Annotated in this window: 21 protein-coding genes; 13 read left to right on the top strand and 8 right to left on the bottom strand. The window is 61.1% G+C overall.

What is annotated here, in order from left to right:
• Nucleotides 1–25: 25 nt before the first annotated feature.
• Nucleotides 26–1,438 (top strand): DOPA decarboxylase, encoded by a 1,413-nt coding sequence (locus ACK59H_RS13980; RefSeq protein WP_060478449.1) that lies wholly within the window; start codon nt 26–28, stop codon nt 1,436–1,438.
• 35 nt (nt 1,439–1,473) lie between these two features.
• On the opposite strand, the gene ACK59H_RS13985 is transcribed toward ACK59H_RS13980, so the two are convergent.
• On the bottom strand, nt 1,474–2,847 hold the full coding sequence (locus tag ACK59H_RS13985; RefSeq protein WP_060478448.1) for an MFS transporter: 1,374 nt from the start codon (nt 2,845–2,847) through the stop codon (nt 1,474–1,476).
• Nucleotides 2,848–3,321: 474 nt separating this feature from the next.
• Between ACK59H_RS13985 and quiC the strand changes: the two genes are divergently transcribed.
• Nucleotides 3,322–5,229 carry a 3-dehydroshikimate dehydratase QuiC gene (gene quiC / locus ACK59H_RS13990; RefSeq protein ID WP_060478447.1) on the top strand — a complete coding sequence of 636 codons (1,908 nt, stop codon included), beginning with the start codon at nt 3,322–3,324 and terminating at the stop codon, nt 5,227–5,229.
• 82 nt (nt 5,230–5,311) lie between these two features.
• Here the strand turns inward: quiC and ACK59H_RS13995 are convergent, their stop codons facing one another.
• Nucleotides 5,312–5,560 (bottom strand): CsbD family protein, encoded by a 249-nt coding sequence (locus ACK59H_RS13995; RefSeq protein WP_060478446.1) that lies wholly within the window; start codon nt 5,558–5,560, stop codon nt 5,312–5,314.
• A gap of 166 nt (nt 5,561–5,726) precedes the next feature.
• On the opposite strand from ACK59H_RS13995, the gene ACK59H_RS14000 reads away from it, so the two are divergent.
• Nucleotides 5,727–6,398 (top strand): TetR/AcrR family transcriptional regulator, encoded by a 672-nt coding sequence (locus ACK59H_RS14000; protein ID WP_060478445.1) that lies wholly within the window; start codon nt 5,727–5,729, stop codon nt 6,396–6,398.
• Between the two features lie 6 nt (nt 6,399–6,404).
• On the opposite strand, the gene ACK59H_RS14005 is transcribed toward ACK59H_RS14000, so the two are convergent.
• Complete coding sequence (locus ACK59H_RS14005; protein ID WP_060478444.1) at nt 6,405–7,412, bottom strand: GlxA family transcriptional regulator; 1,008 nt, start codon at nt 7,410–7,412, stop codon at nt 6,405–6,407.
• A 139-nt stretch (nt 7,413–7,551) separates the two neighbouring features.
• On the opposite strand from ACK59H_RS14005, the gene ACK59H_RS14010 reads away from it, so the two are divergent.
• On the top strand, nt 7,552–8,022 hold the full coding sequence (locus ACK59H_RS14010; protein WP_060478443.1) for a hypothetical protein: 471 nt from the start codon (nt 7,552–7,554) through the stop codon (nt 8,020–8,022).
• 88 nt (nt 8,023–8,110) lie between these two features.
• Nucleotides 8,111–8,323, top strand: coding sequence for a PLDc N-terminal domain-containing protein (locus ACK59H_RS14015; RefSeq protein ID WP_060478442.1), 213 nt, complete (start codon nt 8,111–8,113; stop codon nt 8,321–8,323).
• 39 nt (nt 8,324–8,362) lie between these two features.
• Here ACK59H_RS14015 and ACK59H_RS14020 read toward each other — a convergent pair whose 3' ends face one another.
• Nucleotides 8,363–8,689, bottom strand: a complete 327-nt coding sequence (locus tag ACK59H_RS14020) for a hypothetical protein (protein WP_060478441.1) — start codon at nt 8,687–8,689, stop codon at nt 8,363–8,365.
• 194 nt (nt 8,690–8,883) lie between these two features.
• On the opposite strand from ACK59H_RS14020, the gene ACK59H_RS14025 reads away from it, so the two are divergent.
• A complete protein-coding gene (locus ACK59H_RS14025) occupies nt 8,884–9,378 on the top strand; it encodes a GNAT family N-acetyltransferase (RefSeq protein ID WP_409264572.1) in 495 nt (164 codons plus the stop codon).
• Nucleotides 9,379–9,515: 137 nt separating this feature from the next.
• Entirely contained in the window at nt 9,516–11,606 is a 2,091-nt protein-coding gene (locus ACK59H_RS14030; RefSeq protein WP_060478439.1) for an EAL domain-containing protein, read from the top strand.
• 34 nt (nt 11,607–11,640) lie between these two features.
• Here ACK59H_RS14030 and ACK59H_RS14035 read toward each other — a convergent pair whose 3' ends face one another.
• Complete coding sequence (locus ACK59H_RS14035) at nt 11,641–12,465, bottom strand: aldo/keto reductase (RefSeq protein WP_060478438.1); 825 nt, start codon at nt 12,463–12,465, stop codon at nt 11,641–11,643.
• Nucleotides 12,466–12,690: 225 nt separating this feature from the next.
• Here ACK59H_RS14035 and ACK59H_RS14040 point away from each other — a divergent pair, with 225 nt between their 5' ends.
• The 4 genes from ACK59H_RS14040 (at nt 12,691) to ACK59H_RS14055 (ending at nt 17,032) form a co-directional block, all read left to right on the top strand.
• Nucleotides 12,691–13,569, top strand: coding sequence for a DMT family transporter (locus ACK59H_RS14040; RefSeq protein ID WP_060478437.1), 879 nt, complete (start codon nt 12,691–12,693; stop codon nt 13,567–13,569).
• Nucleotides 13,570–13,622: 53 nt separating this feature from the next.
• A complete protein-coding gene (locus tag ACK59H_RS14045) occupies nt 13,623–14,249 on the top strand; it encodes a glutathione S-transferase (RefSeq protein ID WP_060478436.1) in 627 nt (208 codons plus the stop codon).
• 117 nt (nt 14,250–14,366) lie between these two features.
• Complete coding sequence (locus tag ACK59H_RS14050) at nt 14,367–15,578, top strand: M24 family metallopeptidase (RefSeq protein WP_060478435.1); 1,212 nt, start codon at nt 14,367–14,369, stop codon at nt 15,576–15,578.
• 119 nt (nt 15,579–15,697) lie between these two features.
• Entirely contained in the window at nt 15,698–17,032 is a 1,335-nt protein-coding gene (locus ACK59H_RS14055; protein ID WP_409264573.1) for an MFS transporter, read from the top strand.
• Nucleotides 17,033–17,045: 13 nt separating this feature from the next.
• Here ACK59H_RS14055 and ACK59H_RS14060 read toward each other — a convergent pair whose 3' ends face one another.
• Nucleotides 17,046–18,041 carry a GlxA family transcriptional regulator gene (locus ACK59H_RS14060; protein WP_060478433.1) on the bottom strand — a complete coding sequence of 332 codons (996 nt, stop codon included), beginning with the start codon at nt 18,039–18,041 and terminating at the stop codon, nt 17,046–17,048.
• A 158-nt stretch (nt 18,042–18,199) separates the two neighbouring features.
• Between ACK59H_RS14060 and pssA the strand changes: the two genes are divergently transcribed.
• Entirely contained in the window at nt 18,200–19,528 is a 1,329-nt protein-coding gene (pssA, locus tag ACK59H_RS14065) for a CDP-diacylglycerol--serine O-phosphatidyltransferase (RefSeq protein ID WP_081016651.1), read from the top strand.
• A 231-nt stretch (nt 19,529–19,759) separates the two neighbouring features.
• On the top strand, nt 19,760–20,920 hold the full coding sequence (locus ACK59H_RS14070) for a GGDEF domain-containing protein (protein WP_081016650.1): 1,161 nt from the start codon (nt 19,760–19,762) through the stop codon (nt 20,918–20,920).
• Nucleotides 20,921–20,951: 31 nt separating this feature from the next.
• Here the strand turns inward: ACK59H_RS14070 and ppnN are convergent, their stop codons facing one another.
• Nucleotides 20,952–22,325, bottom strand: coding sequence for a nucleotide 5'-monophosphate nucleosidase PpnN (ppnN, locus tag ACK59H_RS14075; protein WP_060478430.1), 1,374 nt, complete (start codon nt 22,323–22,325; stop codon nt 20,952–20,954).
• A gap of 63 nt (nt 22,326–22,388) precedes the next feature.
• A complete protein-coding gene (locus tag ACK59H_RS14080; RefSeq protein WP_060478429.1) occupies nt 22,389–23,450 on the bottom strand; it encodes a YeiH family protein in 1,062 nt (353 codons plus the stop codon).
• Nucleotides 23,451–23,482: the final 32 nt, after the last annotated feature.

The raw sequence follows: 23,482 nt of genomic DNA on the forward strand, positions 1-23,482 counted from the left end.
TCGGATAACCCCCAGGAGTGCGCGCGTGACCCCAGAACAATTTCGCCTGTACGGCCATCAACTGATCGACCTGATCGCCGACTATCGCCAGACCGTTGCCCAGCGCCCGGTCATGGCCCAGGTACAGCCAGGCTATCTCAAGGCCCAGTTACCTGCAGGCGCCCCCCAGCAGGGCGAGCCCTTCGAAGCGATCCTCGATGACGTCATCCAGTTGCTCATGCCGGGGCTGTCGCACTGGCAACACCCGGATTTCTACGGTTACTTCCCCTCCAACGGTACGTTGTCGTCAGTACTGGGTGACTTTCTCAGTACTGGCCTCGGTGTGCTGGGCCTGTCGTGGCAATCGAGCCCGGCGCTGAGCGAGCTGGAGGAGACCACCCTCGACTGGCTGCGCCAGCTGCTTGGCCTGACGGCGCAATGGAGTGGGGTGATTCAGGACACTGCCTCCACCAGTACCCTGGTAGCGCTGATCAGCGCACGCGAGCGTGCCACTGACTACGCACTGGTACGCGGCGGTCTGCAGGCCGAGGCCAAGCCGCTGATCGTCTACGTCAGCGCTCATGCCCACAGCTCGGTGGACAAGGCTGCACTGCTGGCAGGCTTTGGTCGTGCCAACATCCGCCTGATCGCCACCGACGATCAGTTCGCCATGCGCCCACAGGCCCTGCAGGCAGCCATCGAACAGGATTTGGCCGCTGGCAACCAGCCCTGTGCGGTGGTTGCTACCACCGGTACCACCACCACTACCGCCCTTGACCCACTGCGCGCGATCGGCGAAATAGCCCAGGCCAACGGGTTGTGGCTGCATGTGGACTCGGCCATGGCAGGTTCGGCGATGATTCTGCCGGAGTGCCGCTGGATGTGGGACGGCATCGAGCTGGCTGATTCCGTGGTGGTCAATGCGCACAAGTGGCTTGGGGTAGCGTTCGATTGCTCGATCTACTACGTGCGTGATCCTCAGCATTTGATACGAGTAATGAGCACCAACCCCAGCTACCTTCAATCGGCGGTGGATGGCGAGGTGAAAAACTTGCGCGACTGGGGTATTCCACTGGGGCGGCGGTTCCGGGCGCTCAAGCTGTGGTTCATGTTGCGCAGCGAAGGGGTCCAGGCATTGCAGCAGCGGTTACGGCGCGACCTTGACAATGCACGTTGGCTGGCAGAGCAGGTGGGGGCGGCGGCGCAGTGGGAAGTGCTGGCACCTGTGCACTTGCAGACCCTGTGCATTCGTCATCGGCCGGTAGGGATGGAAGGTCAAGCACTGGATGCCCATACCAGGGCGTGGGCAGAGCGCTTGAATGCGTCCGGGCTGGCGTATGTGACGCCGGCAACGCTCGAAGGGCGGTGGATGGTGCGGGTGTCGGTAGGGGCCCTGCCGACCGAGCGCGAGCATGTCGAGCAGCTTTGGCGCAACCTACAGGCGGTGGTTGCAAACTGAAAGCGCCGGGGCCGCATGGCGGCCCCGGCGGTCCATCAGTGGCTTACTGCCTGGAAGCTGCCCTTGCGGCTGGCTTCGAAGGTGTCCTTGTCCATTGGCTTGGCGTCTGGATTACCCAGGTCTTCCATCGCCAGGCGATGGGTTTCCGGCGCAATGTAGGCCGCCAGTGCACACACGCAGGTGATGAAGAAGGCCAGGCCACCCACGACCAGCGGGATATTCTCAGAGCCCGGTGGCGCCACCAGGGCGAACAGGGCAGGCAGCATGGCAGTGAGCATGGTGCCGATGTTCTGCGCGATGGCCATGGCCGAGACGCGGTAACGGGTCTGGAACAGCTCTGGATAGAAGCTTGGGAATACCGCGTTGTAGCCTTGGTAGACCATGCCCCACATCAGGATCGAGGTGGCGAATGCCAGCGGCATGTTCTGGATGCTGATTGCGTAGAGGTACACGAAAGCCAACAGGCCAGAGCCCAGGCAACCGGCGATCATGGTCGGGCGACGGCCAATCTTGTCCGACAGGTTGCCTACGAATGGAATCACCAGCACCGCGACGATGTTGCCCACCACCGGGATCCACAGGTATACGCTCTTGTCGAAACCGATGCCGTAGGCCGGTTGCACGGCGTACGCAGCCCCGAAGATGGTGGCGACCACAGGGATCACGTTCATCAGGGCCATGAACATTACCAGCACCATGTGTTTCCAGCTGTGGCGGAAGGCCTCGCTGATTGGCGATTTGGCAACCTTGGCCTGCTTCTCTTCCTTCACGAACGCTGGGGTTTCGTGCACTTCCTTACGAATGATGAAGCCTGCGATCAGCACAATGGCGCTCATCAGGAACGGGATGCGCCAGCCCCAGTCGTTGAATGCTTCGCTAGGCATGAAGTAGGCCAGTGGCAGGAATACCGCTGCCGCCATCACCTGGCCAGCCTGCACACCCTGCAGGGTGAAGCTTGCGTAGTAGCCACGCCGGCCGAACGGCGCATGCTCCATGATCATCGAACTGGCACCGGAAATTTCCCCGGCCACGGCAAAGCCCTGGACCAGGCGCAGCAACACCAGCAGAGCTGGGGCGAGCATGCCGATGTCGTGGTAGGTCGGCAGCAGGCCGACAGCCATGGTCGAGATACCCATCAGGAACATGCACAGCAGCAGAACGTTCTTGCGCCCGCGGGTGTCACCCCAGTGACCGAGCACGAAGGCGCCGACCGGGCGCGCCAGGTAACCCACACCATAGGTGGCAAGCGACGCGATGATGGCCATCTTCGGGTCTGTGTTGGGGAAGAAAATCTGCGGGAAGATCAGCGCCGCAGCCTGGGCATAAATGAAGAAATCGTAGTATTCGAGTGCCGAGCCAATCCAACCGCTGGCGGTCGCTTTCTTGGCTTGAGAGCTGGAGTGAGCCATCGTTGTCTCCGTTGTTCTTGTAGGTCGCCGCACGGCTGGCGTCGCTGGACGCGGCCAACTGGGTGCGTTCGCTTGTCGGGAGTAGGGCGTGGGTTATAGCGCGATTGCTCGCAGCAAGTGTCTGCAATGTGAGAACGAACGAGCAGGTGCGGATCGCAAGGCGATGGAGGTGTGCATAGGTCGGTACCCGGTTTATTGAACTTATTATGTTGTGACGTTGGGCTGGTCTGCGCAGGTTTTCCCAACGGCCCTCTGGGCAGCAGGGGCAGTGGGTGTAGCTGCGTCTGGGTTCATGTTTGCCTAGGCTTGGCAGCGAATCAATTCGCCAAAATCGGTATTGTGCGATAATCGAACGCAAAACTAACCGTTTCGTACAAACAGATTGCCGGACTGACTTTACCTGCGAATAATCAACTGTGCCAGAAACCCTGTTGGGCTTCGGCCTGTCGTCTGTTCAACAACAAGGAACTCCCCATGCAGCGTTCGATTGCCACCGTGTCCTTGAGCGGTACTCTGCCGGAAAAGCTCGAAGCCATCGCTGCCGCCGGTTTCGACGGCGTAGAGATCTTCGAGAACGATTTGCTGTATTACGCTGGCAGCCCCCGCGAAGTGCGGCAGATGTGCGCCGACTTAGGCATTGCCATCACCCTGTTTCAGCCGTTTCGTGATTTCGAAGGTTGCCGCCGCGACCGACTGCAGAAAAACATCGACCGCGCCGAACGCAAGTTCGACTTGATGCAGGAACTGGGCACCGACCTGGTACTGGTTTGCAGCAATGTCCAGGCGGACGCCCTGGGGGATGAGCAGATTCTGGTGGATGACCTGCGCCTGCTCGCCGAACACGCTGGCAAACGCGGCCTGCGCATCGGTTACGAAGGCTTGGCCTGGGGCCGCCACGTCAATAGCTATCAGCAAGTCTGGAACTTGGTGCGCCAGGCCGACCATTCAGCGCTGGGGGTGATTCTTGACAGCTTTCACACCTTATCGCTTAAAGGCGACCCGGCTGCGATCCGTGACATCCCCGGCGACAAGATCTTCTTCGTGCAAATGGCCGACGCGCCCATTCTGAACATGGACGTGCTGGAGTGGAGCCGCCACTTCCGTAATTTCCCAGGCCAGGGCGAATTGGACTTGGCCGGCTTCCTGGCACCGATTCTGGCAACGGGCTATCGCGGCCCGTTGTCGCTGGAGATCTTCAACGATGGGTTCCGCGCTGCCCCCCCTCGGCAGAATGCCGCTGACGGCCTGCGCTCGCTGCTCTACCTCGAAGAGCAAACCCGCCTGCGCTTAGAGCAGGAGGGCACTACGATCGAGCCGGGCGTGCTGTTCACCCCACCGGCTGCCAGTGCCTATGGCGGTGTGGAGTTCCTCGAATTCGCTGTCGACGAAGCCGTCGGTGCGCGTTTGGGCAGTTGGCTTACCCGGCTGGGCTTCGCCGAAGCCGGCAAGCACCGCAGCAAGGACGTGCGCCTATTGCGTCAGAACGACATCAACATCGTGCTCAATGCCGAGCCCTATTCCTTTGGTCATAACTTTTTCGAAGCCCACGGCCCCTCGCTGTGCGCCACCGCCCTGCGGGTGAAGGATGAACACGCCGCGCTGCAGCGTGCCACCGATTTTCGCGGCCAGCCATTCCGTGGTCTGGTCGGCCCCAACGAATGTGAAGTGCCGGCCGTGCGTGCGCCTGACGGCAGCCTGATCTACCTGGTGGAGCAGGGCAAGGAGGGGCCTTCATTGTATGACACGGACTTCCGTCTGGACGCGGCTGCCACTGTCACCGGTGGCCTGCAGCGTATCGACCACATGGCCTTGGCACTGCCGGCCGAGGCGCTGGACAGTTGGGTACTGTTCTACAAGAGCTTGTTCGATTTTGCTGCCGATGACGAAGTTGTCCTGCCAGACCCATACGGCCTGGTCAAAAGCCGCGCTCTGCGCAGCCCCTGCGGTAGCCTGCGGTTGCCGTTGAACATATCGGAAAACCGCAACACCGCCATTGCCCACGCGCTGTCCAGCTATCGTGGCTCGGGGGTGCACCACATCGCTTTCGACTGCGCGGACATCTTCAGCGAGGTGGCGCGGGCTAAGGAGTCTGGTGTACCGCTGTTGGAAATCCCGTTGAACTACTACGACGACCTTGCGGCGCGCTTTGATTTCAACGATGAATTCCTCAGTGAGTTGGCGTATTACAACGTGCTGTACGACCGTGATGCCCAAGGCGGCGAGCTTTTCCACGTCTATACAGAGCCATTCGAGGAGCGCTTCTTCTTCGAAATCATTCAGCGCAAAGGCGGCTATGCCGGATATGGCGCTGCCAACGTGGCGGTACGCCTGGCTGCAATGGCCAAACGTCGCAGCGGGGCTGCGCGCAAGCCGGTGCTCTGACGGCTGATGCGACAAGGCACCGGTGAACCGGTGCCTTGAACCCAATGCTAGGGGAGCGCGACGGCATTGCCGTCTGCGCAAATCAGCGTCGCAACAAGCGGCTGACAAACAGTGTCAGGCCCGCAGCCACGGCCAGTGCCGTCAGCGGCTTCTCCCGGACGAACGCGGATACGTTATCCAGGGCATCGCCATAGCGTTTGGTCACCTCGCCTGACACTTGGCGCGCATCTCCCTGTGCTTCGAGCTCAGGGTCTTCCAGCCACTGGCCTGCCGCGCTCTGCGCCTTGCCTGCCACTTTCTCAGCAATCCCTTCGATCTGTTCACGCTTCATGGTCAAGTGATTCCTCTGTTATGAACAATGCATGGTCTGGCAGAGCGTTAGGTCGGCGTTGCTGCGCATTAGTTCAGACAATCACCTTGGCAATAGCCGCTTCCCTGCATCCGCTCACTCACGGATAATCCCTGGTCAATTCCAATAATCATTCCCGTGAGCCTCCATGACCGACCCCGTAGCCCCCCTCAGCCCGCCTGAACCCTCGGCTACGCGCCAACCGCGCAAGAACAACCCCGAGAAAACCCGTGAGGACATCCTCCAGGCCGCCATCAACGAATTCGTCCAGCAAGGCCTGGCCGGTGCACGCGTAGACGCTATCGCTGAGCGTACGGCCACCTCCAAGCGCATGATCTACTACTACTTCGGTAGCAAAGAGCAGCTGTATGTCGAATGCCTGGTAAAGCTCTACGGCGACATCCGCAAGACCGAGCAGAATCTGGAGCTGGAATCGCTGCCGGCCGAGCAGGCAATCCGCCGGCTGGCCGAGTTCACTTTCGATCACCATGACCGCAATGTCGATTTCGTGCGCATCGTCAGCACCGAAAACATTCACTACGGTGAGTACGTCAAGAAGTCCCCGGCCATCCGGGAGATGAGCAGCCTGGTGTTGCAAGCCCTGGGTAGCACCCTGGCGCGTGGTGTGGAGGAGGGGGTGTTTCGCCCCGGCATCGAGGTCATCGACCTGCACATGCTGATGAGCGCTTTCTGTTTCTATCGAGTGTCCAACCGCCATACCTTCGGTGACATCTTTCAGATCGACCTGGCCGACGAGCAAGTCAAACAGCGTCACAGGCAAATGATCTGCGACGCTGTCCTGAGTTATATCCGGGCTTGAAGCGCCTTATTCGCCCAACCGCTGCTCCCGTGAAGGTGGGTAGCCGAAGTAGGCGGCGTAGCACTTGCTGAAATGCGATACCGAGACGAAACCGCAGGCCACTGCTACCTCCATTACCGACAGGTCGGAATATTGCAGCAGGCGGCGGCTTTTGGTAATGCGCAGCTCCATGTAGTAGCGCCGCGGCGAGGTGCCAAGCTGTGCTTGGAACAGGCGGTCGATTTGCCGGCGCGAGCGGCCGCTGTAGGCAGCCAGCTGATCGAGGCTCAGGGTCTCTTCGAGGTTGTTTTCCATCAGCTCGACGATGGTGCGCAGGTGCAGGCTCATGGATTTTTTCGCCCCGGGCCCTACCTGGCGATAGCGGGCACCAGAGAACGAGAGAATTTCTTCCACGCCTTCGGCCAGCCCGTCGCCGTAAAGGCGACGCACCAGGCCGAGCATCAGCTCCATGGCACCATTGGGGCTGGCGGCACTGAGACGGTCGCGGTCCAAGGTGAAGCTGGCCGGGGTAATGCGGGTTTGCGGGCTGCGTTCGGCTAGGCTGGCGCGCTGTTCTGGGTGGACGCTGCAGCCGTAGTCGTCGAGCACGCCGGCTCGGCCAAGGAACCAAGAGCCATTCCACAAGCCGCCCAAGGCCATACCGTGGGCGGCGGCATCGCTGAGCAGGCGGTCGAGCTCGGGGTACTTGAGGGGGGTGCGCAGGCCACCGCAGACGATCAGCAAGTCAAGTTCCTTGAGTTCGTTCAAGGTCAACTCATTGGCCACCAACTCCAGGCCCAGGTCGCTCAATACCCGATCACCCGTCAGGGACAGCGGTGTGAACCGGAAGCTGTCAGCACGCAGCAAGTTGGCGGTGACCAGCACGTCCAGTGCCACGGTGAAACTGGCCATCGAGAAGTGCTCAAGCAGGATGAAGTCGACGCGGTAGGGCGCTTGCGCAGAACCGCCGCTGGCTTTGAGCCGCAGCATGTTACTGGTGCTGGTCTTCTTGCTGAACTGACGTGGGGTAGGCACTCTAGGCTCCGCTTCCTGGCTTGCCGGCAGAGTGTGGCTGCAGCCTTCGCGAAAGACAATCGCCTGGGTGGGCTTGGTGTATTGAAGGTCGTATTGAGGCAAGTCAGCTATGCTGACGCTATTGCTTTGGAGAATCTCGATGAAGTACCCCGCTGCCTTGTTGTTAGCGCTAATGCCGCTGCTGGCCAACGCCCTGGAGCCCGGCACCCGATTGGCGCCTTGGACCTTGCTCGACCAATATGACCAGCCGTACAGCCTCAATGCCAACACGCACGTGTTGCTGGTGGCCCAGGACATGGATGGCGCAAAACTGGTCAAAGCGGCCCTGGCCGAAACACCCAAGGGCTACCTGGAATCGCGCGACGCCGTGTTCGTGGCAGACATCCAACGGATGCCAGCGTTGATTAGCAAGCTGTTCGCTGTCCCGGCGATGCGCGATTACAGCTATCGGGTCATGCTCGACCGCGATGGGCGAGTGGCCAGCCGTTACGATGTGCCCGCCGGGCAAGTGTTGTGGTTGCAGTTGAAAGACGGGGTGTTGGTGCGCCAGCAGGCCTTCGCTGAGGCTCAGGCACTCAAGGCGGCCATGGCCGATTCGCCTGCGCACTGAGGTGGACTGCACTATGGCCCACTAGAATTGAAATGAACCCTCAGGTCTGTCAGCGGCCCAATTTGTACATGCCAACAGGAGAGTGCTCATGGAAATCGGAACGGTCTGGATCATTGTCGCGGTGTTGGTCATCCTGCTGGAGATCATGGCCATCTGGCATATCATCGGCAGCGACCGGCGCGCTGAGCGCAAGATGCTGTGGGTGGTATTCGTTGTTTACGCACCGTTCCCAGGGTTGTTGTTCTGGGCCTGGCGCGGGCCGCGTGCCGTCAAGGGCAGGTCGGTGCTGGAAGAAAAATGACCCTGCGGCCTCAGACGCTGGCGCCTGAGGCCCAGGCGCTCAGTCGGGGCTGATGCTGATGTTTATGGCTGGGGCCAGGCCGCTCACCAGTAAGCTGCCGGCGAAGCCGACTGTCTTGTGTACCTCCAATGTTTTGAACGCGTCTCGAATGCAGGCGCGTACCAACCGTCCCGCTTCCTTGCGTTTCTCTTCAAGGGTGCCTGGGCCCAGGTCCAGCTCACCCAGGAGCGTCGTTTCGATTTTGTCCGTGGTTTTCCAGCCCATCTGCTCGCGCAAGTAGCTGCGGGCGCTGGCGGCGTCGCTCTCATAACGACTATCGATTGGGCTGACCGTATAAGAGAGTTGGAACGCGTGGGGCTTGCTCATGGCTTCTCCTTCGGGATAGCGGCACTGTGCTGCAGTGCACGGCTGCGTGCCGGGAATGGCAATTTAGCGAAGCACATGGCGTATTCCTACATACAAGGTGTTGAGTGCAATTGGCCCTATGTAGAAAGCTCCTACAGTGCGGGCAGCGGCCGGAAAAGCCTTACAATGCTCAATTTGACCGAGCTGCTTTCTTCATGCTGCCCATCGAACTACAACGCACCACGGCCGATCAGGCTGATCTGATTCGCAATCTCTATCAGTTCTATGCCTATGAGTCTTCCGATTGGGAGCAGGAAGATGTGGAGGTCGATGGCCGCTTCTACATCCATGAAGACCATCTTGTACGCTACTGGCAGTGCCCTGGCTGGAGTGCCAACCTGGTGCTGGTCGATGGGTTCATCGCAGGCTTCGTGCTGCTGGAGCGCAGCGAACTGCCCGGCATCGATGCCATGGAGCTTGCGGATTTGTTCATCCTCAAGCGCTATCGACGTCAGGGCATAGGCCGGGCCGTAGCCATCGAACTGCTCACGCAACCTGGTGACTGGCTGTTGCGCTGCCACGCTTTGGACACTGGCGCGGTTGCGTTTTGCAACGCTGTGGTGAGCGACTTGCACCGGCCTGCGCAGCGGATATTCCCAGGCGATGACCCCCAGTTGCTGACTTACCAGATAACGTCCGTTTTGCACTGATTGAAGGTGAATCAGCCAGTTTTTGTGAAACGCTTCACAAAATTTCCGGCCAAGGCATAATGCCATCACTCTTTCACAACTTCTGGCCGAGCTGGCCCGTGTTTCATTCGAGCATGATGCACGCTCAGGTAAATTACATGTCGTTAGCCGCCAACCCCGACATCATGTACCGGCTGTTGATTCAGAGCGTGGTGGACTATGCCATCTACATGCTCACCCCGGACGGGGTAGTGGCCAACTGGAACCCTGGCGCTCAGCGAGCCAAGGGCTATCGTGCCGAAGAAATCGTCGGCAAGCATTATTCGCTGTTCTACAGCGAAGCCGACCGCTGCGCAGGCTTGCCCGAGCAGAACCTCGAACAGGCCCGCAACATCGGCCGGTTCGAAGAGATCGGTACCCGCCTGCGCAAGGACGGCACAGTCTTTCACGCCCATGTGGTGATCGAGGCAGTGCGGGACGATCAAGGCCAACTGGTAGGCTTCGCCAAAGTCACGCGTGACATTTCCGAACGCCGCCAGCAGGAGCTGGAATTGCTGCAGGCCAAGGAGCTTGCCGAGCAGTACAGCCAGGAAATGGCCAATCTGTCGCAGTTCCTGGACTCGGTCATCGCCAACATTCCCGCCAGCGTCATCGTTCAGGACCTGCAAAGCCAGCGCATCCTGCTCGCCAATCAGCAGGCCGAGCAGCTGTTCGGGCAACCTGGCAAGCCCATGATCGGCCATACGCCCAGGGAATGCCTGGCACCTGCCGTAGCGGCTTATCTGGAAACTCAGCTCAGCCGGGGGGCGCGCAGCAGCAAAGGCTTCGCCGCCCAAACCCTAGTCGATACCGCCGGTGGCTCGCGCACGCTTCGCAGCCGTGCTTTGCTCAGCCAGAAATGCGAGGGCCAGGCCGATTACGTGCTGTTCGTGGCCGAAGACGCCACTGAGCAACTGGCCGCCCACGCCCAGATCCACCACATGGCCCACCACGATGCCCTCACCGGCCTGCCCAACCGAACACTGTTTCACGAGCGCCTCAAGCAGGCGCTGGCCCGGGGGCGGGATAACCAACAACTGACCGCCACACTGTGCCTGGACCTGGACAACTTCAAGAACATCAATGACTCCCTCGGCCATGGTTACGGCGACAAACTGCTGCGAGCCCTGGGCAAGCGGCTGCGCAGCGAGCTACGCGAGGACGATACGCTGGCCCGGCTTGGCGGTGACGAGTTTGCCGTGGTGCTGGCCCAACTCGACAGCCGCGACGCTGCCTGCGCGACCGCCAAGCGCCTGATCGAGGCGATGAGGCCGCCCTTCCATATCGAAGGGCATCAGTTTTCCGTGGGCTTGAGCATCGGCATCGCCCTGGCTCCCGAAGACAATGAAAACGGCGAACAACTGCTGGGCTACGCCGACATGGCCTTGTACGAGGCCAAGCGCAACGGCCGCAATCGCTACGAGTGCTTCCATTTGGAACTGGACGTCGCCGCACGCCAGCGCCGGCTGGTGGAAACCGACCTGCGTACCGCTCTGCACCTGGGGCAGTTGCATTTGCACTACCAACCCGTGGTGGATCAGCAGACCAATGCTGTGACCGGCTATGAGGCTCTGTTGCGCTGGCAGCATCCAATCCGTGGGATGGTCATGCCCTTGGATTTCATTCCCATCGCCGAAGAAACCGGGTTGATACATGAACTGGGCACGCGGGCACTGAACCTGGCCTGCCAGGAAGCCGCCAGTTGGGGCACAGAACAGACGGTTTCGGTCAACCTGTCGCCTGTGCAGTTCAAGAACGCCAATCTGGTTCATACCGTGGCGTTGGCCCTGGCGGACTCGGGGCTGGCGCCGCAGCGCCTGGAGCTGGAAATCACCGAGTCGGTGCTACTGGGCAACAGCGAGGAAAACGTGCGCACTCTGCGTGCCTTGAAGGACTTGGGTGTTTCCATTTCGCTGGATGATTTCGGCACAGGCTATTCCTCGCTGGGTTACCTGCGCGCGTTCCCGTTCGACCGCATCAAGATCGATAAGTCGTTCGTCCACGATATGTGTGACAGCCGTGAGGCAATGTCGATCGTGCGCGCCATCACTGAGCTGTCCAATAGCCTGATGATCAAGACCACGGCCGAAGGCGTAGAGTCGCAGGAGCAGATGCAGCGGCTGCGAGCTGAAGGCTGCTCGCACCTGCAGGGTTACCTGTACGGGCGCCCGGTGCCGGCTAGCGAGCGCCTGAAACAGGTCAGCCTATAGTGCCAGCGCTGGTCCCCTGGCGGCGTTGCAGCCTTCAGCTACTCCAGTCGGGCGCGAAGTCCGGGCTGACCAAGCGCTGATCTTTGGCCAACCCTGCAATCAGTGCCCGGTCGGCATCATCAAGCTGCACCTGCAGCGCCGCCAGGTTGGCCAGCTGGTTCTCCCGAGTGCTGGCTTTGGGGATCACCGCGACTCCGTCCTGGTCCAACAGCCACTTCAGTGCGACCTGGCTGGGCAGCACGCCATGCTTGCTGGCGATCTCTTGAATGGCCGACTGCTGCGCCGCGTGGCCGCGAGCCAGCGGCGAGTAAGCCGTCAGCGCCAGGTCATGCTGGCGTGCATAATCGAGCATTGGCTTCTGGCTGAGCAGTACATGGTATTCGACCTGGATCGCCGAAAGCGGCGCGCCGAGCTCCTCGATTACCCGGCGTAGCAGGCCGAGCGGAAAGTTGGCCACGCCAATGCTGCGCGCCTTACCTTCTTCACGCAGGGCCACCAGGGTTTCGATACTCCGGGCCAGGTCCCAGTCCTTGCCAGGCCAGTGGATATGGAACAGGTCGACCTGCTCAGTGCCCAGCGCGCGCAGGCTGTCTTCCAGCGACTGGCGCATGGCTGTGGGGGCCAGGCGATCCCACCAGACCTTGGTGGTCAGGTGTATCTGCTCGCGCGGCACGCTGCTTGCGCGCAGCGCCTGGCCAACGGCCGCCTCGTTGTCGTAGGCAGTGGCCGTATCGATATGGCGGTAGCCCAGCTCCAGTGCCTGCTGCACAGCGCGGCTGCAGGCATCACCGGTCATCGGCCAGGTGCCCAGGCCGATGCAGGGCATGTCAAGGCCGTTGGTGGTTGTAAGCCGGTGCATGAAAACTCCTTGTTAGCAGTCGAAGGTCCGCGATCGATAGTGCGCGCTCTGGCCGTCAGGGGCCATGCCGGCGAGGCAGAAAGTGGTCGATCAGCGAACGTATTGCTGCACCCACCCTGCAAAGCGTTGAAATGAACTTCCTCACGTTGTCGTATCTCTTCTAGAATCCGTGCTGTCGCAGCTTCCCTTGGCGCAGCATTGAGCCGCGCCGCCGTCGAGTACGCCATGAGTTCCAGCACACCGCTGTCCGGAGTCAACCAACCCCTGCGTGGCATCGCCCTGGTGGTGGTGGCGACGTTCCTGTTCGCCAGCCACGATGCCCTGTCCAAGTTCCTCGGCGGGCTGTACCCGATCGTCATGGTGGTGTGGGCACGTTATGTGGTGCATACGCTGCTGATGGCCGGGATCTTCCTGCCCAAATCAGGCCTCAATGTGCTGCGTACCCGCCGGCCAGTGCTGCAAACATTGCGTGCGCTGAGCCTGCTGAGCACCAGCCTGTTGTTCACCACAGGCCTGCAGTACCTGCCATTGGCCGAGGCCACCTCGGTCAACTTCCTTGCGCCTGTGCTGGTTACAGCGCTGTCGGCTCCGCTGCTCAAGGAGCGGGTCACCGTTGGCCAGTGGGTGGCCGTGGTGCTGGGCTTCATTGGCGTATTGGTGGTTGTCCACCCCGGTGGCGCGATGTTCACCCCAGCCATTTTGTACCCGTTCGGCTCGGCCCTCGGGTTTTGCTTCTACCAATTGCTCACGCGCATTCTGGCGGCCCACGACAGCCCCACCACCAGTAACTTTTACGCCGGGTTGTGCAACACCTTGGTGATGAGTGCGCTGGTGCCGTTTTTCTGGGAAGTGCCGCGCTGGGACCACGCGCTGCTGATGCTTGCCTTGGGAGGCTTTGGCATGAGCGCCCACCTGTTGCTGACTCAAGCGTTCCGCCACGCCGCCCCGGCGCTGCTGGCGCCGTTCAGCTACTGCCAGATCGTTTTCGCAGGCTTGCTGGGGCTGCTGATCTACCGCCAGATGCCCGATAGCGCGAGCCTGCTGGGTATCGCCATCATCTGCCTCAGCGGCCTGGGCGCAGCCTGGATGCAGCGCAAGCGCTAAACTGGCCGATGCCACTGGGGCGACCGTTCATGCAAACATCGAAGGTGCCTGCCATGTCTGAATACACGCTGCATTGCTTCGCCGAGTCCGGTAATGCCTACAAGGTTGCACTGATGCTCGAACTCACCGGCCAAGACTGGCAGCCGGTGTTCGTCGACTTCTTTCACGGCCAGACACGTGATAGCCAATGGCGCGAAACGTTGAACGAACAGGGCGAGGTGCCGGTGCTTGAGCATGCTGGGCAGCGCCTTACCCAGTCGGCGCTGATTCTCGATTACCTCGCCGAGCGCACGGGGCAATACGGCCCAGGTGACGAAGATGAGCGGCGTGAAATCTGGCGCTGGATGCTGTTCGACAACCACAAGTTCACCAGCTACTACGCCATGCTGCGTTTTCTGCTGTGCCTGAAGCAGACCGGCGAGACCGAAGTGACCGGTTTTTTGCGCGAGCGTGCCAAGGCGGCTTATCGGGTTGTCGATGCGCACCTGGCCAACACGCCGTTCATGGTCGGCAGGCGGCTGACCATCGCTGACCTGTCGCTGGCTGGGTATGTGTTCATGCCCGAAGATACCGGCATCGTGCTTAGCGAATTCGGCCATATCGAAGCCTGGAAGCAGCGGCTTCGGGCGTTACCAGGTTGGAAGCACCCCTATGACCTGATGCCGCGCACCGCTTCATAGGGGTAACGCGCCAATTGCAGGTCGGATAGATACAAAAGTGCCCTTGTCGGTTCTGTTGCAATGCTTTCCAGGCGGCCGGCCTGAACAGCGTGCTCACAACGACAAGGAACACCGACCATGCAAATGCCCCATACCCTGAAAATCCGTAATGGCGACAAGGTCAAGCCGACCTTCTCTGTACAGGAGTACGCCGCCCGTCATGCCCGGCTGCGGGCCTACATGGCCGAGCAGGACATCGAAGCGGCCATCTTCACCTCCTACCACAACGTCAATTACTACAGCGATTTCCTCTACTGCTCCTTCGGTCGCCCCTATGCACTGGTGGTCACCCAGGACAAGGTCGTCTCGATCAGCGCCAATATCGACGGTGGCCAGCCTTGGCGGCGCACGGTGGGCACCGACAACATCGTGTATACAGACTGGCAGCGCGATAACTACTTCATAGCCATCCAGCAAGCTCTGCCACTGGCCTCGCGCATCGGCGTTGAATACGACCATCTCAACCTGCAAAACCACGCCAAACTTGCGGCCTGCTACCCCAGGGCCGAACTGCTGGACATCGGCGTGCCATGCATGCGCCTGCGCATGATCAAGTCGGCCGAGGAGCAGGCACTGATCCGTCACGGCGCACGGGTCGCCGACATCGGAGGAGCGGCGGTGGTCGAAGCGCTGCGCGATCAGGTGCCAGAACATGAAGTGGCTCTGCATGCTACCCAGGCGATGGTCCGCGAAATCGCTCGCAGCTTTCCCGACGCTGAGCTGATGGATACCTGGACATGGTTCCAATCAGGGCTCAACACCGACGGTGCGCATAACCCGGTGACCAGCCGCAAAGTCAATAAAGGTGACATTCTCAGCCTAAATTGCTTCCCGATGATTGCCGGCTACTACACAGCGCTGGAGCGCACCCTGTTTCTCGACCATTGCCCCGACGATCATCTGCGCCTCTGGCAGGCCAACGTCGAGGTGCATGAGGCCGGTCTGAAGCTGGTGCGCCCAGGCATGCGCTGCTGCGACATCGCTCAGCAACTGAACGAAATATTCCTGCGTCACGACCTGCTGCAGTACCGCACCTTCGGCTACGGCCATTCGTTCGGCACGCTCAGCCACTACTACGGCCGCGAGGCCGGGCTGGAACTGCGCGAAGATATCGACACGGTACTGGAGCCGGGCATGGTGGTGTCGATCGAACCCATGATCATGTTGCCCGAGGGGCGGCCAGGGGCGGGTGGCTACCGCGAGCATGACATCCTGATCGTCAATGAGCAGGGGGCTGAGAATATCACCCAGTTCCCGTATGGGCCGGAGCACAACATCATCCGCAAGTAAACCGCAGCCTGGCCCCTTCGCCATCACTGCGGCGAAGAGGCCTGCTGGCACCACAACAATAATGACCGTATGACCCCAACACCCTGCCTCCAATTAGAACAATCAGAGGGTAACCCGTCATGTCCAGCACCACGCTCAATATCCCCACCCTCGACGGCGCTGCAGCCGGCGCCGAACGCCAGGCATTGCGCAAGGCCGCGCGAGCCAGCTTCATGGGTAATTTCGTCGAATGGTTCGACTACGCAGCATACGGATACCTTGCGACCATCATTGCCGCCACCTTCTTCCCCCAGGCCGACAAGACCAGTGGCCTGTTGGCGACCTTTGCGGTGTTTGCCCTGTCATTTCTGGTACGCCCACTGGGCGGCGTAGTCTGGGGCCACTTGGGCGATCGCCATGGACGGCGCAACGCCCTGTCATGGTCGATTCTGATCATGTCACTTTCCACGTTCTGCATCGGCTTGCTGCCCGGCTATGCACAAATCGGCCTGTGGGCGCCATGCCTGCTGCTAGTGATTCGGCTGGTGCAGGGTTTTTCGGCATCGGGTGAGTATACCGGCGCAGCGGCATTTCTGGCCGAGTACGCCCCCGCTGGGCGACGCGGGCTCTACACCAGTATCGTGCCGGCCAGTACGGCGGCGGGGCTGCTGTTCGGCGCAGCATTCGTCGCAGCACTCCATGAACTGCTCAGTAGCCAGGCTCTGCACAGCTGGGGCTGGCGCCTGCCGTTCCTGCTGGCGGCACCGTTTGGCCTGGTCGGTCGCTACATCCGCATGAACCTGCAGGACACGCCGAAGTTTCTGGAAATGGAGCAGCGCCTGGAGCACAAGACGGGCATGACTGCCACGCCGATCGGCGTGCTGTTGACCCATCACCGTCGCAGCCTGGCCATCGGCCTGGGCGTCACATGCCTCAATGCCGTTGCGTTCTACCTGCTGCTCAGTTACATGCCAACCTATCTCTCCAGCGAAATGGGTATGAGTGAGCGTGACGCGTTCATCGCCTCGACGGTATCCCTGGCGACCTACATCGGCCTGATTTTTCTGATGGGGCGGCTGTCCGACCAGTTCGGGCGCAAGACCATGCTGGTAGTGGCTTCACTGTTGTTTCTGGGCTTCACGGTGCCGCTGTTCAAGCTGCTCGATGGCCAGCCGCTGCTGGTGATCCTGGCAATCCAGATCATCTTCGGCGCCATGCTGGCCATGAATGACGGCACCTTGCCGTGCCTGCTCGCCGAGATTTTCCCGACCGCAGTGCGCTTCAGTGGTTTCGCCCTGAGCTTCAACCTGGCCAATGCGCTGTTCGGCGGCACAGCTCCATTCATCGCGACTTGGTTGATCCAGGCCAGTGGCAATAAGCTGGCGCCGGCTGGCTATCTGCTGGTGGCGGCGCTGGTAGCCCTGGTGGCGATGCTGATGTGCAAGGAGACAGCACATTCGCCATTGAAGGATTGATGCCCCAAAGCCGTCAATGCAAAGAGGCCTGGCGCCGCTCGCCCAGTGGCGACAGGCCGAAGAAGCGGCTGTAGCTCTTGGAAAAATGCGCCGGTGAGCTAAAACCACACGCCAGCGCCACCTCGCGCACCTGCACATCGCTGTGCAATAGCATCTCCCTTGCCCGTGACAGGCGCAGTTGAAGGTAATACTGGCTGGGGGTGCGCTGCAGATACTTGTGGAACAGTCGCTCTAGCTGGCGCACCGTCACTTCGTTGAGGCTGGCCAGTTCTTCCAGCCCCAGCGGCTCTTCAAGGTTCGCTTCCATGATCGCTACCACTTGGCTCAACTTGGGTTGAGCGCTGCCTAGCAAGGTGCGCAGCGGCACCCGTTGGCGCTCGCGCTCCCCTCGCACGCGGTCGCACAACAGTAGCTCCGCGGCCTTGGCAGCGATGGCCTGGCCGCCTTCCTGGCGGGCCACTAGTTGCAGCATCATGTCCATCGCCGCGACGCCACCGGAGCAGGTAAAGCGGTCGCGGTCCAGCTCGAACAGCTGGCTCGAGATGATGATGCCGGGAAATTGCTCTTGTAGGGTCAGCAAGTCTTCCCAGTGGATGGTGCAGCGGTAGCCAGCGAGCAGATCGGCTTTGGCCAGCAGATAACTACCCGTGCAGATCCCGCCTAGCGGCAAACGTTCATGGGCCAGTTGCCGTAGCCAGTCGATCAGCGGCCGTGCGCCACTGCGGCTGCGATCAATCGGGTTGGCACCGACCACGAACAGCGCATCGAGCGTTGGCGCCTGGGCAATGCTGTAGTCGGGCAGCACCCGCATGCCGTTGCTGGCCACCACTGGCTCTGCACTGGCGGCAATCAGCACGGTACGGTACAACGGGTGACGCGCGGCCAAGTTGGCCATGCGCAGGGTTTCCACAGCCGACGCCAGGCCGATGGTGGTGAAGTTTGGCAACACCAGAAAGCCGAAGGTTCTGGTTGGCGGTAGGGATTGGCCGGTAGCAAGGGGGTGGACCATTGCGATCTTCCTGTGCAAGCTGAGGCGTAGTGGGTCAGGGGCAGTGGAAAAACAGGCCTTGTGGATGTCTTGTTATTAAGGGTCGTCGCCGGGCTGATCTTAAACCCCCGCGCAACGGCCAGGAATGGTCCTGACTATAAAAAGGAAGGTGATCGTACGTGAACCCCGAATCCATGCTGGCGGCGCTACCGGGCTTCGCCATTGCCCCCGAGGCGGTCCAGGTGCTGCCTGATGCCGCGGCCTATCGCACCTGCCTGCTCGAGCGCATTGCCTCGGCGACGCGGCGCATCGTCATCGTTGCACTGTACTTGCAGGAGGACGAGGCCGGCCAGGAGGTGCTCGACGCGCTCTACCAGGCCAAAGCGCACCGGCCGCAGTTGCAGGTGATCATCGTGGTCGACTGGTTCCGCGCCCGCCGTGGCTTGCTGGGGGGCGGGCGCCAACCGGGCAATGCAGCCTGGTACCAGGCCCAGCGCCAGTTGCATGGGCTCGACATCGTGATCCATGGCGTACCGGTGCAGACCCGTGAGTTGTTCGGCGTGCTGCACCTCAAAGGCAGCGTGATCGATGACTGCGTGATCTATACCGGTGCCAGCCTCAACAATGTCTACCTGCACCGCTTCGATCGTTACCGGCTTGACCGTTATCACCTGTTCCATTCGCCGGGGCTGGCCGACTCCATGGTCGACCTGGTTCAGCGCCTTTTGCATCATACCGCGACCCCTCGGTTGGACCTCCCAGCGCCCCCGCCTACCCGCAGTCTGCGCGGCGACATACGGCGCCTGCGCGCACGCCTTCGGCGCATGGCGTACGACGCGCCGGCGGCGGTGGCAGGGCAGGGGTTGCGGGTGATCCCATTGCTCGGGGTGGGTCGCGGCAACCCGCTCAACCGCACAATCTGCGCTTTGCTGGCTCAAGCGCATGAGCAGGCGGTCATCAGTACCCCGTATTTCAACCCCCCGCGCGTGGTGATGCGTGAGATCGACCATGCCTTGGACCGTGGCGTGCGTATCGAGCTGATTGTCGGCCACCGTACTGCCAATGACTTCTATATCGCGCCTGGTGAGCCATTCAGTGCCAGCGGCGCTTTGCCTTACCTGTACGAGGATAACCTGCGAGCTTTTGCACGGCGCCGTCACACCGCCGTCGCCAGCGGTCAACTGCAGATACGTATCTGGAACGACCCAGGGCATACCTTTCATGCCAAAGGGGTTTGGATCGACCAGCGTTATTCCCTGTTGACCGGCAACAACCTTAACCCACGCGGGTTCAACCTCGACCTGGAAAACGGCCTGCTGATCGACGATCCCCAGGGACAATGGCGGGTGCCGCGTGCGGTGGAGCTCGAGAGTATCCGCCGGCATGCTCCACAAATCAGTACGGTCGCCGAACTGGGCGAGAAGGCCGAGCACCCCAAGAACGTACGCAAACTCCTGCGCCGCTTACGCTACAGCCGGCTTGAGCCATTGATCAAGCGAATGCTCTGACCGGCGGCGGACACAGGCGGCCCTTTTGCTGGGCTGTGCGAATCCTTGTTGGCAAGCATCCGCTAAGATCAACTTCAGGCCTGGAGCGTTAGGTCGCCAACCAGGCCAGGACATGCACAGCTTGCAGGGAGCTATTCATTTGCATGCAAAGCGAAGTGTCGCCCCTCTGAAAAGTTCTCTCAAGCGCATACAATCAGCCTTTTCTCGTTAACCAGATAGGCCAATCCGTATATGGCGCTTGATCCACCTACGATGCTGACCATCACCGTCGCCCTGGCCGCTGCTGCGGCGTTCTACCTGGCGATCGAGTGGCGCAGTGTCCGCGAAACTTCGCTGCTGTTCTGGAGTGCAGGTTTTGCCACCATCACAGTCGGCTCGACCCTGGCTCTGCTGCGCGGGATCGGCCTGCTGCTGATCGGGATCTGGTTTGCCAATGGCTTGCTGGTGGTCGCGCACGCGTGCTTCCTGGCCGGGGTGGTGCGTTTTACCCAAACCCGGCTTTCGCGGGGGTGGCTGCTGATCGTGCTGGTGTGGTTTGGCTTGCTGCTGCTGCCAGTGGGGCCGCAATGGTCGAAAGTCATGCTGACCGTCAACTCGCTGCTGGTGGCACTGTTGACCTTGAAGGCCAGCTGGCTGCTACGGCCCCATGGCAAATCATTGAGTGTGGGAGCGGTGCAACTGCGTTACGTGCTGCTGTTCCATGGCCTGTTCTATGTGGCCAAGGCGATCGTGGCTTTGACGTCCGGTTCGCTGATCGACCTGGCAACCTTTGGCGGCTTGATCATCCAGATCTCGCTGGTGGAGGGGGCAATGGCACTGATGCTTATTGCGCTGTCGATGACCGGCACTGTTCGTTATCGCCGGGAAGAGCGCATTGCCCGATTGGCCGCCCGTGACCCGTTGACAGCGTTGTACAACCGGCGTGCCCTGGAAGTTCGCGCACCGCACCTGTTCAAGGCGGTCAGTCCCACACACCCAGGTGCGTTGTTGCTGATCGATATCGACAATTTCAAGCTGGTCAATGACCTGCACGGGCATGCCGCTGGCGACCGTCTGTTGATTGCCTTAAGTGAAATGATTCGCGCAGTGCTGCCGGAGCGGTCGCTGGCCGCGCGGCTGGGTGGCGATGAATTCGTGATTCTGCTCAGCGATGCCAGCAGCGATAAAGTGGTGGAGCTGGGCAGCCAATTGCGCGAGCAGTTCCAAACGTTTGCCAGGGAGGGGATGCCGACCCCGCAGGCAGTGACCTTGAGTATTGGCGCCAACCTGTTCGACCAGCCGCCAGCCAGCCTGGCAGCAGTGATCGAGCAGGGGGATGTGGCGTTGTATCAATCCAAGCGCGGGGGGCGTGACAGCATCCGCCTGGTGAATCGTACCTTGGCCGGCTTGTGACAAGCGGGGCCGACGTGCGGCCCCGGCTCCCTCAGGTCACCACCTGATAGCAAGGCACGTAAGCTGCGCCGCCTGGTAGTTTCATGCGGTGCTGGTCGACGAATGCCTGCAACAGGCGGCCGAGCGGCTCGAGTATCGCCGCATCGCCACGGATCTGATACGGCCCGTGCTCTTCGATCAAACGGATCCCCTTGTCCTTCACGTTGCCCGCCACGATGCCGGAAAACGCCCGGCGCAGATTGGCGGCCAACTCGTGGGGGGGCAGATCGCGGCTCAGGGCCAATTCGGCCATGTTGGCGTGGGTTGGATCGAACGGGTGCTGGAAGCCTCCGTCGATTTTCAGCAGCCAGTTGAAGTGGAAGGCATCGTTGCGTTCGCGGCGGAACTGCTTGACCTCTTTGAGCCCTTCGACCATCTGCCGCGCGACCTGCGCCGGGTCATCGATGATGATCTGGTAGTGACGCTGCGCGGCTTCGCCAAGGGTGGCGCCGACGAAGGCATGCAGCTGTTGCAGGAACGGTTCGGCGCTGCGCGGCCCAGTAAGCACCACTGGGAAGGGCAGGTCCTGGTTGTCCGGGTGCATCAGGATGCCGAGCAGGTAGAGGAACTCTTCAGCGGTGCCGGCACCGCCAGGGAAGATAATGATGCCGTGGCCGACACGGACGAAGGCCTCAAGGCGCTTTTCGATGTCTGGCAGGATCACCAGTTCGTTGACGATAGGGTTCGGCGCCTCGGCAGCGATGATGCCAGGCTCGGTCAGGCCCAGGTAACGGCTGCCGTGCATGCGCTGCTTGGCATGGGCGATGGTGGCACCTTTCATCGGGCCCTTCATCACGCCCGGGCCACAGCCTGTGCAGATGTCCAGCTTGCGCAGGCCCAGCTCATGGCCGACCTTCTTGGTGTATTGATACTCCTCGCTGCTGATCGAGTGGCCACCCCAGCACACGACCATTTTGGGTTCCACACCCGGACGCAGGGTACGGGCGTTGCGCAGCAAATGGAAAACGTAATCGGTGATTCCCTGGGAGCTTTCCAGGTCGATGCGCTGGCTGGCCAGTTCGCTTTCGGTGTAAACGATGTCGCGCAGGGCGCTGAACAGCATTTCTCGGGTACTGGCGATCATTTCGCCGTCGACGAAAGCATCGGCAGGCGCGTTCAGCAGTTCAAGGCGTACGCCCCGGTCTTGCTGGTGGATACGGACTTCGAAGTCCTTGTAAGCCTCAAGGATGGTCTTGGCATTGTCGACATGGGCGCCGGTATTGAGAATGGCCAGGGCGCACTGGCGGAACAAGGTGTAGAGCGTACCGCTACCGGCTTCACTCAATTGTTGGACTTCACGTTGCGACAGCGTCTCCAGGCTGCCTTTGGGGCTGACGGATGCATTGATGACGTGGCGTTGAGGCATCTAAGTCGTTCCTGTGCAGGTAAAAACATCCTTGTAAGACAACACCATACCGATCATTGCACGTCAACCTAAAAGGCGTTGTACGGCCAAAGTGATTGCCAGGCCACCCGCGACGAGCCATACGTTGAGCAGTGCGCCAGTGACCAGTGCTTTGGGGCCTGCCTGACGGATCTGGCTCCAGCGCGTCTGAATCCCGAGGGCGGTCATGGCCATGGTCAGGGCGAATGTGTCCAGGCTATTGACTGCTTGGGTCACACTGCCCGGTAGTACCTGCAGCGAGTTCACCACAACCAGGGCGAGGAAGCCGAAGGCGAACCAGGGCAGGGTGATGGGACCATTGCCCTGGGCAAGGCCCGGCCGGCGTGAGCGGCTGACCCAGATACCCACCACCAGCAGCACCGGCACCAACAGCATCACGCGGGTCATCTTGACGATGGTCGCAATGTGCGTGGCTTCAGGGCTGACGTTGCTGGCCGCGCCCACGACTTGAGCCACCTCGTGCACGGTGCCGCCCAGGAACAGGCCGGCACCCAGTGTGTCCAGCGGCAGCCAGCCAGCGTTGATCGCCCATGGTAAAAGGAACATCGACAACGTACCGAACAACACCACGCTGCCCACTGCCATGGCACTTTTGTGAGGAGCACTGCGTAGCGCCGATTCGAACGCGAGCACTGCCGCAGCACCGCATATCGCACTGCCGGCTGCAGTCAGCAACGCGGTGTCGCGGTCCAGCTTCATCAGCTTGGTGCCGCACCACCAGCCGATCAACAGCGTGCTGCTGACCACCAGCAGAGAAACGCAAAGCCCAGCCCAGCCGACCTCGGCAATTTCTTGCAAGCTCACGCGCAGGCCGAAGAAGGCTACGGCGATGCGTAGCAACTGGCGTGCGGAAAAGTTGATGCCGGCCGCCCAACCTGCGGGTACGGCGTCGCGCAGAACGTTGCCGTACAGGGCGCCGGCCACTATCCCAACAATCAAGGGGCTGATGCCGATGCTGGCAATGCTGGGCAGGGCTGCCAATTGGGTGACTGCCAGCGCAAACAATGCAACGAACAGAATGCCGTTGAGCCGCCCTCGGGGGGAATGGGTGGGCGCCAACGAGGAGTTGGAAGAAACCGTGGCCATGTTAGGACCTCTGGAAGGATTGCGACATGGCC

The sequence above is a fragment of the Pseudomonas sp. KCJK9000 genome (assembly GCF_046230725.1).
GTDB classification, from domain to species: Bacteria; Pseudomonadota; Gammaproteobacteria; order Pseudomonadales; family Pseudomonadaceae; genus Aquipseudomonas; species Aquipseudomonas promysalinigenes.

Coding starts and splice junctions, on each gene's coding strand:
- ACK59H_RS13985 (WP_060478448.1), bottom strand. CDS start 2,847: ATGGCTCACTCCAGCTCTCAAGCCAAGAAAGCGACCGCCAGCGGTTGG.
- quiC (WP_060478447.1), top strand. CDS start 3,322: ATGCAGCGTTCGATTGCCACCGTGTCCTTGAGCGGTACTCTGCCGGAA.
- ACK59H_RS13995 (WP_060478446.1), bottom strand. CDS start 5,560: ATGAAGCGTGAACAGATCGAAGGGATTGCTGAGAAAGTGGCAGGCAAG.
- ACK59H_RS14000 (WP_060478445.1), top strand. CDS start 5,727: ATGACCGACCCCGTAGCCCCCCTCAGCCCGCCTGAACCCTCGGCTACG.
- ACK59H_RS14010 (WP_060478443.1), top strand. CDS start 7,552: ATGAAGTACCCCGCTGCCTTGTTGTTAGCGCTAATGCCGCTGCTGGCC.
- ACK59H_RS14015 (WP_060478442.1), top strand. CDS start 8,111: ATGGAAATCGGAACGGTCTGGATCATTGTCGCGGTGTTGGTCATCCTG.
- ACK59H_RS14020 (WP_060478441.1), bottom strand. CDS start 8,689: ATGAGCAAGCCCCACGCGTTCCAACTCTCTTATACGGTCAGCCCAATC.
- ACK59H_RS14025 (WP_409264572.1), top strand. CDS start 8,884: ATGCTGCCCATCGAACTACAACGCACCACGGCCGATCAGGCTGATCTG.
- ACK59H_RS14030 (WP_060478439.1), top strand. CDS start 9,516: ATGTCGTTAGCCGCCAACCCCGACATCATGTACCGGCTGTTGATTCAG.
- ACK59H_RS14035 (WP_060478438.1), bottom strand. CDS start 12,465: ATGCACCGGCTTACAACCACCAACGGCCTTGACATGCCCTGCATCGGC.
- ACK59H_RS14040 (WP_060478437.1), top strand. CDS start 12,691: ATGAGTTCCAGCACACCGCTGTCCGGAGTCAACCAACCCCTGCGTGGC.
- ACK59H_RS14045 (WP_060478436.1), top strand. CDS start 13,623: ATGTCTGAATACACGCTGCATTGCTTCGCCGAGTCCGGTAATGCCTAC.
- ACK59H_RS14050 (WP_060478435.1), top strand. CDS start 14,367: ATGCAAATGCCCCATACCCTGAAAATCCGTAATGGCGACAAGGTCAAG.
- ACK59H_RS14055 (WP_409264573.1), top strand. CDS start 15,698: ATGTCCAGCACCACGCTCAATATCCCCACCCTCGACGGCGCTGCAGCC.
- ACK59H_RS14060 (WP_060478433.1), bottom strand. CDS start 18,041: ATGGTCCACCCCCTTGCTACCGGCCAATCCCTACCGCCAACCAGAACC.
- ACK59H_RS14070 (WP_081016650.1), top strand. CDS start 19,760: ATGGCGCTTGATCCACCTACGATGCTGACCATCACCGTCGCCCTGGCC.
- ppnN (WP_060478430.1), bottom strand. CDS start 22,325: ATGCCTCAACGCCACGTCATCAATGCATCCGTCAGCCCCAAAGGCAGC.
- ACK59H_RS14080 (WP_060478429.1), bottom strand. CDS start 23,450: ATGGCCACGGTTTCTTCCAACTCCTCGTTGGCGCCCACCCATTCCCCC.